The organism is Paenibacillus amylolyticus (assembly GCF_047302515.1).
Lineage (GTDB): Bacteria > Bacillota > Bacilli > Paenibacillales > Paenibacillaceae > Paenibacillus > Paenibacillus amylolyticus_G.
The window spans coordinates 1,800,907-1,815,512 of sequence record NZ_CP168019.1 but is presented as its reverse complement, the minus strand read 5'-3'; the positions used below and the strand labels follow the sequence as shown (position 1 = coordinate 1,815,512).

General features: G+C 46.2%; 14 protein-coding genes. All 14 read right to left on the bottom strand.

Features of this window, described 5'->3' with window-relative positions:
* Positions 1-18 precede the first annotated feature (18 nt).
* Entirely contained in the window at positions 19-2,085 is a 2,067-nt protein-coding gene (locus tag ACDJ59_RS08010) for a hypothetical protein (RefSeq protein WP_413408275.1), read from the bottom strand.
* On the bottom strand, positions 2,075-3,901 hold the full coding sequence (locus ACDJ59_RS08005) for an ATPase, T2SS/T4P/T4SS family (protein ID WP_413408273.1): 1,827 nt from the start codon (positions 3,899-3,901) through the stop codon (positions 2,075-2,077). Before ACDJ59_RS08005 ends, ACDJ59_RS08010 begins: the two co-directional genes overlap by 11 nt.
* 7 nt (positions 3,902-3,908) lie before the next feature.
* On the bottom strand, positions 3,909-4,739 hold the full coding sequence (locus ACDJ59_RS08000; RefSeq protein ID WP_413408271.1) for a hypothetical protein: 831 nt from the start codon (positions 4,737-4,739) through the stop codon (positions 3,909-3,911).
* Positions 4,736-5,449, bottom strand: coding sequence for a hypothetical protein (locus ACDJ59_RS07995; protein WP_017688052.1), 714 nt, complete (start codon positions 5,447-5,449; stop codon positions 4,736-4,738). The genes ACDJ59_RS08000 and ACDJ59_RS07995 overlap by 4 nt, the downstream gene beginning before the upstream one ends.
* A gap of 75 nt (positions 5,450-5,524) precedes the next feature.
* The gene (locus ACDJ59_RS07990; RefSeq protein WP_413408269.1) at positions 5,525-6,544 is read right to left on the bottom strand and encodes an SAF domain-containing protein; all 1,020 of its coding nucleotides are present in this window, start codon (positions 6,542-6,544) and stop codon (positions 5,525-5,527) included.
* Positions 6,545-6,568: 24 nt separating this feature from the next.
* Positions 6,569-8,047: a serine/threonine protein kinase gene (locus tag ACDJ59_RS07985; protein WP_413408268.1), complete on the bottom strand. Its 1,479-nt coding sequence runs from the start codon at positions 8,045-8,047 to the stop codon at positions 6,569-6,571.
* Positions 8,048-8,274: 227 nt separating this feature from the next.
* Complete coding sequence (locus ACDJ59_RS07980; RefSeq protein ID WP_413408267.1) at positions 8,275-9,324, bottom strand: SAM-dependent methyltransferase; 1,050 nt, start codon at positions 9,322-9,324, stop codon at positions 8,275-8,277.
* A 6-nt stretch (positions 9,325-9,330) separates the two neighbouring features.
* The gene (locus tag ACDJ59_RS07975; protein WP_074096944.1) at positions 9,331-10,104 is read right to left on the bottom strand and encodes an ABC transporter ATP-binding protein; all 774 of its coding nucleotides are present in this window, start codon (positions 10,102-10,104) and stop codon (positions 9,331-9,333) included.
* A gap of 2 nt (positions 10,105-10,106) precedes the next feature.
* Positions 10,107-10,424 carry a thioredoxin family protein gene (locus ACDJ59_RS07970; RefSeq protein WP_413408266.1) on the bottom strand — a complete coding sequence of 106 codons (318 nt, stop codon included), beginning with the start codon at positions 10,422-10,424 and terminating at the stop codon, positions 10,107-10,109.
* A complete protein-coding gene (locus tag ACDJ59_RS07965) occupies positions 10,424-10,762 on the bottom strand; it encodes a cyclic-phosphate processing receiver domain-containing protein (protein ID WP_017688046.1) in 339 nt (112 codons plus the stop codon). The genes ACDJ59_RS07970 and ACDJ59_RS07965 overlap by 1 nt, the downstream gene beginning before the upstream one ends.
* Before the next feature lie 19 nt (positions 10,763-10,781).
* Positions 10,782-11,630 carry a deoxyribonuclease IV gene (locus ACDJ59_RS07960; RefSeq protein WP_413408265.1) on the bottom strand — a complete coding sequence of 283 codons (849 nt, stop codon included), beginning with the start codon at positions 11,628-11,630 and terminating at the stop codon, positions 10,782-10,784.
* Positions 11,620-12,441 carry an Fpg/Nei family DNA glycosylase gene (locus tag ACDJ59_RS07955; protein WP_413408264.1) on the bottom strand — a complete coding sequence of 274 codons (822 nt, stop codon included), beginning with the start codon at positions 12,439-12,441 and terminating at the stop codon, positions 11,620-11,622. The genes ACDJ59_RS07960 and ACDJ59_RS07955 overlap by 11 nt, the downstream gene beginning before the upstream one ends.
* 6 nt (positions 12,442-12,447) lie before the next feature.
* Positions 12,448-13,257, bottom strand: coding sequence for a TIGR01457 family HAD-type hydrolase (locus ACDJ59_RS07950; RefSeq protein ID WP_413408262.1), 810 nt, complete (start codon positions 13,255-13,257; stop codon positions 12,448-12,450).
* 356 nt (positions 13,258-13,613) lie between these two features.
* Entirely contained in the window at positions 13,614-14,552 is a 939-nt protein-coding gene (rnz, locus tag ACDJ59_RS07945) for a ribonuclease Z (protein ID WP_413408260.1), read from the bottom strand.
* Between the last annotated feature and the right edge of the window lie 54 nt (positions 14,553-14,606).

Sequence of the window (14,606 nt, the reverse complement as noted above, 5' to 3'; positions counted from 1 at the left end):
TCACACAGATGAATTGTGCTACAGTTTCTGAATTTGCTCATAATAAATGTTCATCTGTAAGAAGCTCATACCGACCAATGGAATAACCAGATACAAAAAGATAAGGGCGTACATAGGTGTAAATCCGATGGTTCTCCCCCATGATGCTTTGACATCAATCATTTTGCTGTACTCCTGCTTGCGTTGTTCAAAATAAAATGCCATCATGCTCTCGAGATCATCGAAGGCTTCACGTATTGAGATTTTGCCAAGGGCAAGCTGTAATTTATCAACCAGTCGCTGGAACTCGGGCAAGCCCGCCTCTTCCTTTAATTGTTCAAGTGCAAGCTCTGGTCCATGTTCAAAATGCAACAAACATTTTTGCAGCGGGCGCTTGAAAATGACGGCAAATCGATTAAGCCACTCCAATATCTCCTCGACTGACATCCGGTCCATCTCACGTAAAATGGAAATCACTGTCTGGAATTGATAGATTTCATGTCGCATATCCAACCTTCGCATTTTCCGCTGAAATAACATGAGCCATACGGGCATGTAGTACCCCGCTGCACCCATGAGAATGGCTATAATCATTTCCCACCAGCGTACATATTGTTTGTTATATACCTCAAGTTTCTGCATAATGCGCGTGATGGTCTCATTCTGGGTATCATGGTCTAACTGAACTGGAGATAACTGCTGTAACGCTTTGGAGACTTCTTCGTATGTAGCTCCTCGGTTCATTTCTACACTTTCCAGCACGGATTGATCCAACGCTGTTTTTTCCTCAGCTTTCCTGAGATCCGCTTCAGCCATTGCACCAAACATTCGATCATCGCGGATTGGATCATACAAGATGTGGCTACGTTCAACCTGGTGCAACAGCAAGATGCACACCATTGTAAGGACCAAACAACCTGCGAATAACATCACTCGACGAATGGCAAGCCATTCGTATTTCAACTCTGAGCTGCTCTCCCTCATGAGCCGTATCGTTTGACTGTACTGTGCACTGCCAGGTTTCGACGCAAACAACATCGCCAATTTCCGTATGAAGGTCTGCCTGTACAGAAACTGATCCAACCATGAATGTTTATGCCCTGATCGGTAACGGGTCTCATCGTATTGCTGGAGCCTTTGCAGAAGCAAATAAGCAAGGATAATGATGACATAGATTGATATTTTGGTAACAAAACCAATTTTGCTGCGATAAAATTCATCCATCGTTGGGAAACTGACTCTGGCCCAGCGTTCGATCGGAGCGGTGAACAATACCGGAGCGAGCGCGATGATATTAAGTCCCTTGAGCAGGTAATCCAATTTATCACGCCGCAAAATCTCCAGATGAATCTCCTGAGTTAGGTTACCCAGTCCTTTAAGATAAATAGAGCCTTGTGCTCTGTCCTTATCCCCAAACTCCATAACCATGTAGGAAACGCCGGCGAATCCTTTGAGAAAACGGTTGGGAGCCACTTCATAATAACGCTCAAGTGCTTCATTCGGATCTGGAGAAGTTAGAGCTTCGTAGATCAGTCTTACCTGTTCTGCTGCTTCTCCTGTACCTGCTTCAGCGGCTTCATAGAGCGCTTCCTCAACCATGCCATGCTGATGATACCGATGCCTTACATCTGCAAAGAGATCCAACATCTGCACCAGCAACCTTTTTTCCATACGACTGAGGCACATATCCAATACCAAGCTATTTAGCACCACAGCACAGAGTACGGAAAGTATTACAAAAGCGATACCCGGCTGCAGAAGAAACAGAATGACACTTATGCCTCCATAGCCTCCCAGGATAATGAGAACTACTGTCATCGTCAGCCTGCGAAGTGAAGGCTCATCCCCAACATGGCGGAATGAAATACGTTTCTGCACCTGCAGAATATAAGCTGATAGCAGTGGTACTTTCATTCCAAGGCGGTAAGACTGCAACAAGATTGATCCCAGTCCTTTGAATCCCTTCCCGCCAGGAGCAAAAATTACGCCGGATTGACTTGTTGAACCACCTCCTCTGTGACGTAACATACTTAAAACCAGAAGTGTAATCAGCAAACCCCCTGCACAAATACTTAATACGAGGAGCAGAATCCATTTAATTGTCATGCTGATCACCCCAGTGTTGCTTCATAAACTGTTCAAATTTCTCGGCATCCTGTAATGTCATCTGGTCTCGCATATCCACCATGCTTCCAGAGGAGATTGGAGCTGTAGCAACATACGCTCCATCTCTGTACTCCACAACATTATGAAATGTAAACCCTGCCCTCTCTTCCACGCTATCACCTTGATTCGCACGAGGAAGACACTCCGTAATTCGTTCGATATATCTTCGTCCCTCAGCATCTTTCTTCATATGAACATCGAAGTTGATTACACTCACAACCTGCTCCTCAGCAATATGCTCATGCTGGAACATACCTGTCTTGAGCAAGGAATTTCGGAGGGAGAAGACCAGATCACGAAACGTTTTGGCATGGTGGGTAAACAGGGTGAACAGACTGGCAACCTGAGACATTTGAATCATCCATGCGGCCACCTCATCACTCGCAACCTCACCGAGTATATTGACGGTACCATCCGTTTTTTTCTGCAAATCAAGCCCTTGTTGACCTGAAATGTGTTCAGTCTCTCGGAAACTCAAAATATTACGTCGGCTATAGATCCGTCTTAATTGAAGTTCAAACGCCATCTCCTGCACCCGAAGGGTGTACGATGCATAGATGTGTTTGACCATAGCCATAAGCAACGTTGTTTTACCAGAACCTTGGGCCCCGGTTACAGCTGTGATCCGGCTTCCTTTCATCAGGTATTGAAGCAATATAATTGGCAGATCTGCGTTGTTACCCGTAATCAACTGTTCAAGTGAAGCATTCGGAATATCGAACTTCCGGACGAAGAACGCCCACGATTCTGCAAAAGGAGGTCTAACAACAACGACACGGGAGCCGTCTTTCATCTCGTTCACCTTGTATCCACTTGCTTCCGACAACTGTCCGGGATAATTGTATTTGTATATATTCTGGCATACCCTTTTCAGTTCACGAATACTGCCGAATGACAGAAAGGATAGATGAATGGACTTACCTTTATAGAAAATCCAGACACTTTCCATGCCGCTAAGCGGTTCTACGTGTGTATCATCCTCCAGTCCCTGATCCAGCAAATCATTCCATGATGTCGGTTTTCGAAGTCCCATATTATGAACAGCATCAAGCATACCGCTAACACCACCACTAACGCCGTCAATACGTTGGTCCCTTATCTCATCAACAACCGAGAATCCTTTATAATGCTGGTAGATACGTTGCACGATGATATCCGTCTTTTCTCTGAATCCAAGCTCTCGATATTCGCACTCGAAAACATACTGAATATCCTCCTCAGAGATATAATAACTCCCTCCGTCCTCCGTACCTTCCTCCATTCTCAGTCTGCCAAGATCGTAGGTATCAATCATTCGGGAGAGTGCATCCACACCGAATTGTTGTCGGTACAGATAAAAGACAATTTCGAATCGGTCCTGGATCGTCAACAAATCTTGTTCTGCAAACAAAATAACTTCATCTACATTTGATTTGTTCAGTCCTATGCTTCGGGTCAGCAGATCCCCTATCAGATTTTTGACATACGTTTTGTCGCTGATACTGCCTGAGACACAGCCCTTTAGTGCTTTTCTCATTTCGGCACGCTGATTGATTCTTCGACGATATTCTTCTTCATGCAGACCTGCATCCGCGAGCTGACTATGACTAAGCTCATGAAGTGAGTTCTTCACCTTCTCAATCAACATGTCAATCGTGAATGATTCCTGTTCAGGAACACGAGCATTCTTTTCACGAAGAAACGTTCTATACTTGAACCAGATATAAGTCATGCACAGAATCAAAATCAAACTTATCCATATGGTATTCCAGAGCATTGGAGGTTCAGGCTCCCCTTTCCAGCCTCTTCAGAACTGTGCGCATACCTGCACCGTCCATAATCAGGCGAGCGAGTTCGCTCATGCTTGCAGCAAAACTCCCTTTACGAATATCCTTATCCTCAGTCAAACTTTCCAACTGCAAGTATCTAGCGACATCTCGCCGATTCATTGCATCCAGGTATCCGGTTGTGTACGGTATCGCAGATATCGTGCCTTTATATCTGAACTGGCGCCGAATATTGGAAAGCGTTGCACGGGAATGCAAATCGTATTTGTTAATGACAACATGTATATTCTTATTGTTCATTCGTTCTGGCAGGATCTCTTCAAAGAACAACTCCAGATTTCGCATATTTTGATCGAGATTAATTACAACATAGTCCGCCTGTTGCAGCTTGAGCTGTGAATCAACACCAGCATGATCCGCATCCAGAAGAACCAGATCATAATACTCGTTAGCTACATTTAGCAGCCTTTTCACTGTCTCACCATGTTCCTGCGGGGAACGTTCCATCTCATCAATTCTTCCGGTTAGGAAATCAAGTCTTTCCTTCAGAAGTGGCTTGGTATAATCCCTGAGATTGTGCTTATTCAGACTGCCACTCGAATGCAGCCGTTCAATCGCATCCCAGCCACCCTCTTCGAAGGAGAACATAAAATCCGCTGAATCCGTATCTTTGGATGGTAGAGCAGCTTCTGTGCCAGTTCCGGCAAGGCCTGCATTAACAAGTAACACTCTTGTCCTATAGTGAAGTGCCATCGCATAAGCACTAATTAATGTGCTCGAAGTGCAACCTGTTCCTGCAAAAGGGCTCCAAAAGGTAATGGTGCTCATGCTCTCATCCTCTCTGCTTCTTTCATCGCACGGCGACTGCGAACACTTTCCCAACCTGTTAACTGCTCGACCACGCGACACAATGATTTTTTGTAATTTCGTGACAAAGGTCCAAGATGAACTCGGCGATGATGCTCATTCTCAAGCTTAACCGCAGCTGTTAACTCATCCCAAGGAAGCACTAAGGATTCTCCTGTCCACACAAACGGACTGCCCTCCAGGTACGCCCATAGATAACGAGCTTCAAGCTTGCAGTCAACCCCGTTAATTAAGAGCCGCTGAAATGACAGCTCACCAGGCAATGACTGTTCTTCAAGCAACCGCTTCAACCAGCCCTTGCCACGTTCCAGATTGTAACGCTCATAATCACTCACCCAGACTCTTACATCAGCGGTTAGCCAGAGATTACGTGAAGCAAAATGTGAGGTCTCCATGTCATATAACACATAGTCATAACTATCCAATCGCTCGCCATTTACTTCAAGATGATTCTCTACTGCTGCTGAAGTAACAAAATGACAAGCGATATCAAATCCTTCAAATTCCGTAATTCGCAAAGACTGCTGACTGTCACCTACACCGTACCCATACTTCTGTTGTAAGGTTCCATCTACGAGTAGGACCTTGTTGCCTGTCGAAGCCAATATCTTGCAAAGATATAACATCAGATCATTCTTCTCACACAAACCCGCAAAGATCCATGTATGCATAGATGTTACAACTCCTTTCTTTTTCTTAAACTCCCTGTTATCTGAATTATTCTAAAGTAAACCTCGGATTTCGCTCTATTCTCCACCCGTTAGCAAGCTCTGTTGTTCTGTTTGTGAGGCATCAGCAGGATCATTTACGCTTCCAGAATTAGCTCCTGCTCCGTTTCCTGAACCATCATTCCACATCACTCCATCCGACGTTGCCGGATTATTTGATGATGGACGACTGTTATAGGTAACTGAGGATTGTGCCACATCCTGTTCAACCCCTTTTGACGGTGCTGTCATGGAGGCGGCCAGTGAACTTTCAAGCGAACTTCGCACCTGTCTGGATAGTTCCTGTTCGGCTCGTCGAACAATATTCGGATCACTCTCCAGCAGTTTTAACACTTCTGAATTGGCAGGATACGTCGCGATTGCAGGTGTCTGAAACTGTGGTTCTACATAGGTTAAGGCATAGATTGAAGCTTTATGTAAATAGGCATCTACAATTGCACTTGAGAGTGACAGAATCTCTTCCTCCGTCATCGTAATCCATAAGGTAGCTGCATTGAGTCGTTCCACTTTTTTCTTCGATAAGAGGACATAGTCTTGTCCGGTAGGGAATTGGATACGAACATCAATAATATCTCCCTTAACAAGTGACGACGGCAGTAATACAACTTGCAGCTCACGATTTCTTAAATCGGGCGGTGCCGGTGTATCCTCATAGACCATCTCGGTGGTAATGGCTGTTCCTTTTTTCAACTCTATTTTGGCCACTTGGCCTTCCATCTGCTTGGTACTGGACCAGAGATTTCGCGGTGCTTGTGCATCCGGAACAGCAATGAGCTTCAGATCCTCCGGTAATATCGGTTCACCTGCTTCAATATCCCGAATCGTAACCCACCCTTGTGCTCCCGAATCCCATTGTTGCTTTAATTCAGCTTCCTTTTCCTCATATGCCGATAAATAACGGGCTTCTACAGCTGACCTGACATCCCCCATCGTTTTGACATTGTAAATAACATATCCTCCGAACACCAACCCTACAGCTCCTGCTCCGATAAGTCCCGCATAGATCAGTTGACGGCTTTGTTTCCTTAATTTAGACAAAAGAGGCTCTCCTTTCGTAATCTTCTAATCATGTACTTTCCTTCTTGAAAAGAATGAACGTTTCTTGGGCTGCTGTGCCATCATATGCGTTAAAATATGAGAAAACACTTTATCCATCTGTGCGTCCTTGTCAAAAGGATCAATATGTAACGGTAGCCCATATACACTCGATGTATCCAGAGCTTTACGAATGCGCTGAACTGCTTCACTTGCTGCAAGGGGCAAACAATATATCCATTTCTCTCGTGGATACCGATGATGTGATCGAACAAAAGCACCAATCTCCGCCTGTCTCCATTCGGCACCGGAGCCTATAACAATAGGCAGATCTGCACGCAGGAATTCTTCCAGCCGGTTCTGGTCCTGGCCACTACCGAGATCCATCACGATGAACTGATAACTCCCCCCAAGCAAAGACAAAATATCCGCTCGCCCGGATTGTTTCCAATAATGCACACCATCCACTGCAAACTGTCTGCCTGCTGGCACCGGTTTACCCGCATGAGCGATTTGTTGGATTCTTGCAAAGGATTGAGAGCGAGGTGACATTTCAATCACAGCTACTTTGAAGTTTTGCCTTTCGAGATAATGACTGATAGCTATAGCCGTGTGGGTAACCCCTACACCAGATGAAGCACCAGTCAGGGCAATAACTCTTGTTCCCCCATTCAAGGTCATCGTTGTATCTCCACCAGGCGTTGTTCCGCCGGGTATTCGGAGCAGTTCCTTCCGCACCTCATCGGCAGATTGGAATCGCTCTTCGGCATTATATCTTAACAGTCTTCTCGCCACAGGGATGTATGTCCGCGGAACATCACTCCGGATAGAGCTTTCCACACCCTGAATCCATTCCGTATACGCACCACTTGTCATAAGATACAGTAGCAATGCTCCGAGTCCATATAGATCTGAACGCGCATCGGTCTGACCCGAGCCATATTGTTCTGGAGCGGCAAAACCAGCGGTTCCCAACTTAACGGTATCTTCAGCACTTTGCCGTTTGTAACTTCTGGCGATGCCAAAATCAATTAATCTTACTTCATGTTCCGGCGTGATCATGATGTTTGATGGTTTCAGATCCCTATAGATGACAGGTGGATTCAGATTATGCAGATAACTCAACACATCGAGCAATTGAAGCATCAGCTCCGTTAACTGCTCCATCGGGATCTTCCCGCGGCACTGCTTGAAATACTCACTGAGCGTTAACCCTTCGATGTATTCCATCACCAAGTATGTGTACCCATCTTCATCTGGGACAAAAAAATCAACAATTTGCGGTAATCTTGGATGGCGAAGTGATGTCAGGAGAGCGGCCTCCGTCTCCATACTGCCTTCATATGGCATAATCGTTACGCTTTCTTTAATTGCCCATATCTTGCCCGGCAACTTCAGATCCTCCGCCTCGTATACATGGCTCATTCCGCCTGTTCCCAGAATGGATACGATACGATATCTACCTCCCAGCAGGCTTCCGCGTTCCAGCCTGGCCGGATGTCTCATATCAATTCCTCCTTCAATACACAACAAAAAAGGGAAAGCTTCACCGAAGAAGAACAGACCGGATATCCGGTTTCGTTCACTTCGGGATGCTTTCCCTCAGGTTTGTTATGGTTAATATTGGTATCATTATAGTACAGGCAGGAATAGATTGTAAAGCACAAAATTTAATGAGCTTAATCGAATCAATTCCATAATACCTTCAGCTGCTTTAATCAAGGCTAGATCTCTTAATATTTGACCATATAAAGTGTAATCTCTTCCCGGTTGTGAAACAGCTGCTTGGAACGTTGAATTTGCATACGCGAACGCTCAAACGTATCGATGACATCTTTAATCATTGCCAACGGTTTTTTATGCAATAACTTCACGGTAACAATCGCTGTTCCTCCGGGTTGCAGGCTATATAGAAGATCCGATACAAGTCGGCTCATCAGCTTCGGACTCCAACTCATATCACATACGAGCAGGTCGAATTCTCCTTCACGGAAGCGCACATCCCCTGCATTCTTTTTCAAGAAAGTCAGTTTGGGTGATGCCAGCAGCGTTGCATCCATCTTCGCCGGATCTACCGCCGTTACTTCAAGCCCGCGTTCAAGCAGGAACGAGGTCCATCCACCTGGTGCAGCCCCGATATCAAGTGCTTTATGAAATGAAGTAAAGTCAATGCCAAACGTTTGCTCGGCTTCAAGCAATTTGAACTTAGCACGCGAGATCTGCCCATCTTCTTTTTGAAAACGTACGGCCCCCCCGCTCCAGTCTGACAGGTTCTGTTCAGGTCTGGATATGCCAGCATACAACATATCATTCGTTGCAAATACAGAAATGACATATTCAGCATCACGTACAACCCATTCACAGCCTAGCTCATCCAGCTTTTCAGTCAGCAGTTGCTTCAATGAGGCTGCATTTTCTTGCCAAAAGGCCCCTTCTGTCTTCCGTACCTGTAGCACGACAGAGGCACCGTTCAATTCCTTATGATTCAACACAAATGCAACCAATTTCTCAATAGACTGCTCCGAATCTTCTGTATTCTCCTGAAACTGAACAGGTTGAATATGACGTAAAAACGTTGGATACTCTGCCCACAGCTTATCTGCAACTTCTTCCTCCGCTACAGGCAGACCCGCAAGCAGTATTTCTCCTGGTACGAGTACCGTGCTCTTCACCGCACCAAACGTACGGCGCAACTCTTCCTGAGCATAAGGGGCAAAGCCATGATTGGCTGTGCAGATAAAACGGGAGAAGTTGCCTTCTTCCCAAGACGATTGTGTACTCAAATTGTGTTACCCTCCAGAACGTACGCGTATCCACGGACGACCATTATCCCACTGGATATCGACCGGAACATCGTACGTATGCTTAATTGTATCTTGTGTCAAAACTTCATGTTTGGGGCCAGCCGCCGCAATACGTCCATCGCGGATCAAAGCCACATGTGTAAATAAAGGTACGATCTCTTCAACATGATGTGTTACATATACAACTGTAATGTTACGCTGGCGCAGACGATCAATCTCAGCCAGCATTTTCTCACGTTCATATAAGTCTAGCCCGGCACAAGGCTCGTCCATAATCAGCAATTTAGGCTCAGCCATTAATGAACGAGCAAGCATGACTTTTTTGCGCTCCCCTTGGGATAATGTTCCAAGCGGGTTGTTAGCCAGATTGGCAAAACCCATGTCATCCAGCAAACTCATTGCCTTTGCTTTTACTTCATCAGGAATTGTCTGATAAAAACGCAAAAAAGCATAAGCTCCTGTAGCGACGACCTCCCATACCGGATCTCTGGGTGTGAGTTTCTCAATCAACGTTTGGCTGATATAACCGATTTCCTTACGAACTTCCCTGACGTCACATTGTCCATACAGATTACCGAGTACTTCAATGCGTCCCTGGCTTGGAAACATATATCCATTCATCATTTCCAGTAACGTTGTTTTGCCAGAACCATTCCGGCCCAGAATAACCCAATGTTCGCCTTGTTCAATGCGCAAATGCACGTTATCCAAGATTTGATTCTCTTCTCGTCTAAGTGAGACATGTTCCATCGAGATTATACTCATTTCAGCACCGCCTTCCGGATCTCCGAGAGCAAATGCTCCACAGAGCTCATCCGATAAACCATTTTTGGAACATCTAACTGGCCATCAAAAAGCATCACTGCTGGAACGCTTGAAATTTTAAATTGTTGTACAAGTTCAGGAATGTCATGAATGTTCATTTCGGATAAAATACCTTCTGGCAGCATGTGCTCAACAACCTCTAACATACGCCGTGCTGCCGTACATGTCCCACATAAAGGGGTATATATAAATACAGCCTGTGGCATGCCCTCCCATACACTGCGCATTAACATTTTGGATGTAATTGGCTTCATTAACTTTCTTCTCCCGCGGCAACACGCAGCATGACCTCACCCGTCATTGGTCCATTATGAATGGTTACCGAATCCGGTTTATTGCTATATAACATCTCGTACATCTGGCGTTTCCCAAACATACTGGACGTATGCAAATAGATCTCGCGCGGAAATAAACCTTCTCGTACAATAGATGCCGCGACCTCACCGCCATTGGGCGAATCTGGACCAAGCTCATAATCCAGAGACAAAATGTCCACGTCACCTTCTCTTAGCAGCATCAGGCACTCTTCTGCATTCGTTGCCAGAACAAATCCTTTCGGACATGCCCGATAGTCATCCAAAAAAACATGCATACAATCGCTCCTCTCCCCATTATAACCAGGAACGCATGAGCGCTATATCTTCACGGTGCGTTCCATCTTCGCCCGTTTCTGTCTCGAGCACAACAACCGCTTTTCGGAACTCAGGCGCCTTTAACAAGGCTTTCATTGATTCATTTCCGATATATCCCTGTCCGATCCTCGCATGTCTATCCTTACACAAACCAGACGCATATTTGGAATCATTAAAATGGACAGCAGCAACATTATCCCAATACCCGAGCATCCTGCCCTTATCAAGCATCGCCGCTTCGTTGCCTGACGACCACAAACCTGAAGCAAAAGCATGGCATGTGTCAAAACAAAAAGCAATATGCTCCGGATATCGACTCAATTTGCGAATCTGTATCATTTCTTCCATTGTCGTGCCCATCGGGCCATGATCACCTGCCTGATTTTCAATCAGCACCTTCGAATGTCCATTCCAATTCTCCAAGGCGGTATCCAGACAATGAATGAGGTTCTGATAACCCTCCAGCGGATCGTTTGTTTTGATATGTCCAAAATGGACCACCGTCCCAACAGAACCGCAAGCATTCGAAATTTCAAGATCATTGCGAATAGAAGCTATTGTAGCATGAAACCCCGCCTCTCCACGGGTCATGCCCAACGCCGGATTCGTGGGATAGGGTGAATGTGCAATCGAAGCCAGTCCCTGCTGTTCACACCAATCCCTGCACTGCTCAGTATCCTTGAGATCCAGACTTTTCAGACCAAGACTACGCGGGTTCTTCGGAAAATACTGAAACGCCGTTGCCCCCATCGCATGTGCTCTCTTGGCTGCCTGAAGAAATCCACCTCTAGTGCTGACATGTGCCCCGATACCGGTGTTAGGCCTCATGCTGGCATTTCGGACAGAAGAACGCCTTCTTGCCCGTAATTTCCACTCGTTCAATCGTTCCCCCGCAGCGCGGACAAGTCTCGCCTTCCCGATCGTATACGCGACATTGCTCGTCAAAGCTTCCTGTCTTCGTATCCCCTTGCATCAGCGGCATTTCCATATAACCGCCCTCAGAAGCTGCTTCGCGCAACACGGACTGCATCGAATGGAACAAGCGCTCCGTCAGCTCAGGTGAGGTCGCGATGTTCTGCGTTTTGGAGCTTGGTCTCAGACCAGCAGCAAAAGCAATCTCATCCGAATAACAATTGCCGATCCCCGCAATAATATGCTGGTTTACCAATGTTGTCTTGAGCGTACCCCGGCGACCTTTCAACAAGGAAGCAAAACGTTCCACATTCATCCGTCGATCCAAAGGTTCAGGTCCAAGATCAGACATCGCCTCTTCGGTTTCTTTCGAAGTAAGCAGATGTATATAACCCAAGCGCAGTCCAATGAAGAACAAAATGTGATCGCCAAACTGGATTTCCACTTGTGTGGAACGATCAGGGCGTTCCTCTTCCGTGCCCCAGAAAATCATACCGCCCAACATGAGGTGCAGCACCAGACGTTTGCCATTAGCCAAGTGGAAAATCAGATGCTTCGCTCGGCGCTCAACAAATATGATGCGATTACCTGTAAGTTCATTGATAAACAGATCAGGCTCCGTATTTATCGTTTTATCGCGGTTAATTACAACACCTGTAATCGGTAGATCAAGTATTTTCTCGGACAGCAAGGTCCGGTAATTTTCCATTTCCGGTAGTTCCGGCATCGTACATTACCCCTTTTTGGAAGCTTGGTCTGCCTCTTGCGACAGCCACTCCATCAATTTATGCAAATCTTCAAACACATGATCAGGTCGAGCCTTCGCTGCTTGAATGTGTCCATCCATATTATCCCGTGTTGTCACACCGGTAAGTACCAACAGCGTCTCACACCCTGCTGCCACTCCAGCTGCAATATCGGTTCGCATATTATCTCCGATCACTGCCACTTCATGAGACGCCAGGTTTAGCCGGCTAATGGCTGACTTCATTATAACACTCGATGGTTTGCCTATAACGGTAGGATGAACTCCGGTCGCGGCTTCAATTGCTGCTCCAATAGTCCCCGCCCCAGGTGTCAGTCCATCATCGGAAGGAAGCTGCAGATCCGGGTTGGTCATGATGAATTTTGATCCCGCATTAATCCACCTTAGCGCCTTGGTCAGTTTATGATAGGAAAATTCACGATCAATCCCCTGTATCACGTAATCTGGTGCATCTTCCGTCAGCTGTAGTCCTGCTTTTTCTATGGCTTCCTGCAGTCCTGCTTCTCCAATACATGCCACTTTTGCACCCGGGGACTCTTCAGCAACATATTCAGCAGCCGCCACAGCAGAAGTACATACTTGAGACGCGTCGGCAGGTATGCCCATCCCGTTCAGATGATCTGCCACATCTTGTGGTGTACGGGAAGAATTATTTGTTACGAATAAATACGGCTTTCCTAGCTCTTGCAGTGTTCGAATAAGCTGATCTGCTCCTTCGATACGATGTCTGCCATGATAGAGCGTACCATCCAAGTCAATCAGATAGGCCTTAATCACACATAGCACTTCCTTTCTTCATTCCATTAACGTTTCATGTCCTTAATCATTTACCTCGAACTTGACCGCGAACCTATGTATTCAGGCAAAAAATAATGGCTTGCTAACATATGCACGCAACAAGTCGAACCGAATCGAACATCGACGGTTTAACTCGCGCGTCTTCTGTACAAGCTTGTCATTTCCTGCGCTTTCCCGGAAAATAATTTGAATCATTTCCCTCTTCATATTGCCCATCCTACACGCTTTCTGACCAGATTGCAAAAGGGACCGCGGGAGTTCCTCTCCCTCAGTCCCGTGCAATTACCCGGATCTTTATATGACGTGTTTAGCCGTGCACTGGTTCGGAATCAAGGTTAAGATTCTTGCTTGCGATGCACGACAGGAATGAGCTGGTGTTCGTTTGCAAGTCTGGTATTCGGGAATACGGACTGCGCCTCTTCCAAAAGTGGCTGAAGTTGATCCTCATCCTTATAGCGTGAACTGAAGTGAGTCATGATTAGTTGCCCTACATTGGCTGCTCTAGCCGCTTCTGCCGCTTGTTTAGAAGTACTATGATAGTACTCATGCGCTGTATCGGCCAAATCATGCATGAATGTAGCTTCATGCACAAGTACATCTGCATTGACGGAAAGTGGCTGTACGTTGTCACATGGACGTGTATCACCCAATATGGTGATTACCATACCACGTTTTGGCGCTCCTAATACATCTTCTGGACGAAGCGAATCACCGTTATCCAGTGTAATGGTTTCTCCACGTTTCAGCCGGCCGAACAATGGGCCTGGTTTCAGACCATATTCCGCCAGTTTGGCTGGGTCCAGGCTTCCTGGACGATCTTTTTCCGTGATCCGGTATCCATAACTGTCAATCCGATGCTCAAGCAAAGCAGCTTCCACAATAAAACTGTCATCCTCGAACAGGACGCCGCCCGTATGTTCCACGATATTCAGATCATAGTTAACCCGGGATTGGCTCAGCTCCATTGTTGTACTGATCATTCGTTCCGTACCTGGCGGACCATATACGGTTAATGGTGTGGTGCCACCTTGATAGGCTCTGCTCGAAAGCAGTCCTGGAAGTCCAAATACATGATCACCATGCAGGTGAGTAATGAATATTTTCTCCAATTTGCTTAGTTTAAGCGGAGAACTTAAAATCTGGTGCTGCGTTCCTTCCCCGCAGTCAAACAACCACAAAGCTCTGCGCTCATCCAACATGCGTAGCCCAATGGAAGTTACATTCCGTTGAAGCGTAGGTACACCAGCATTAGTTCCCAGGAAATATAGTTCCATTCTGGATCGCACCTCTTTCTGTTGCCAGCAAAAAACCTCCGACAATGCGGAGGG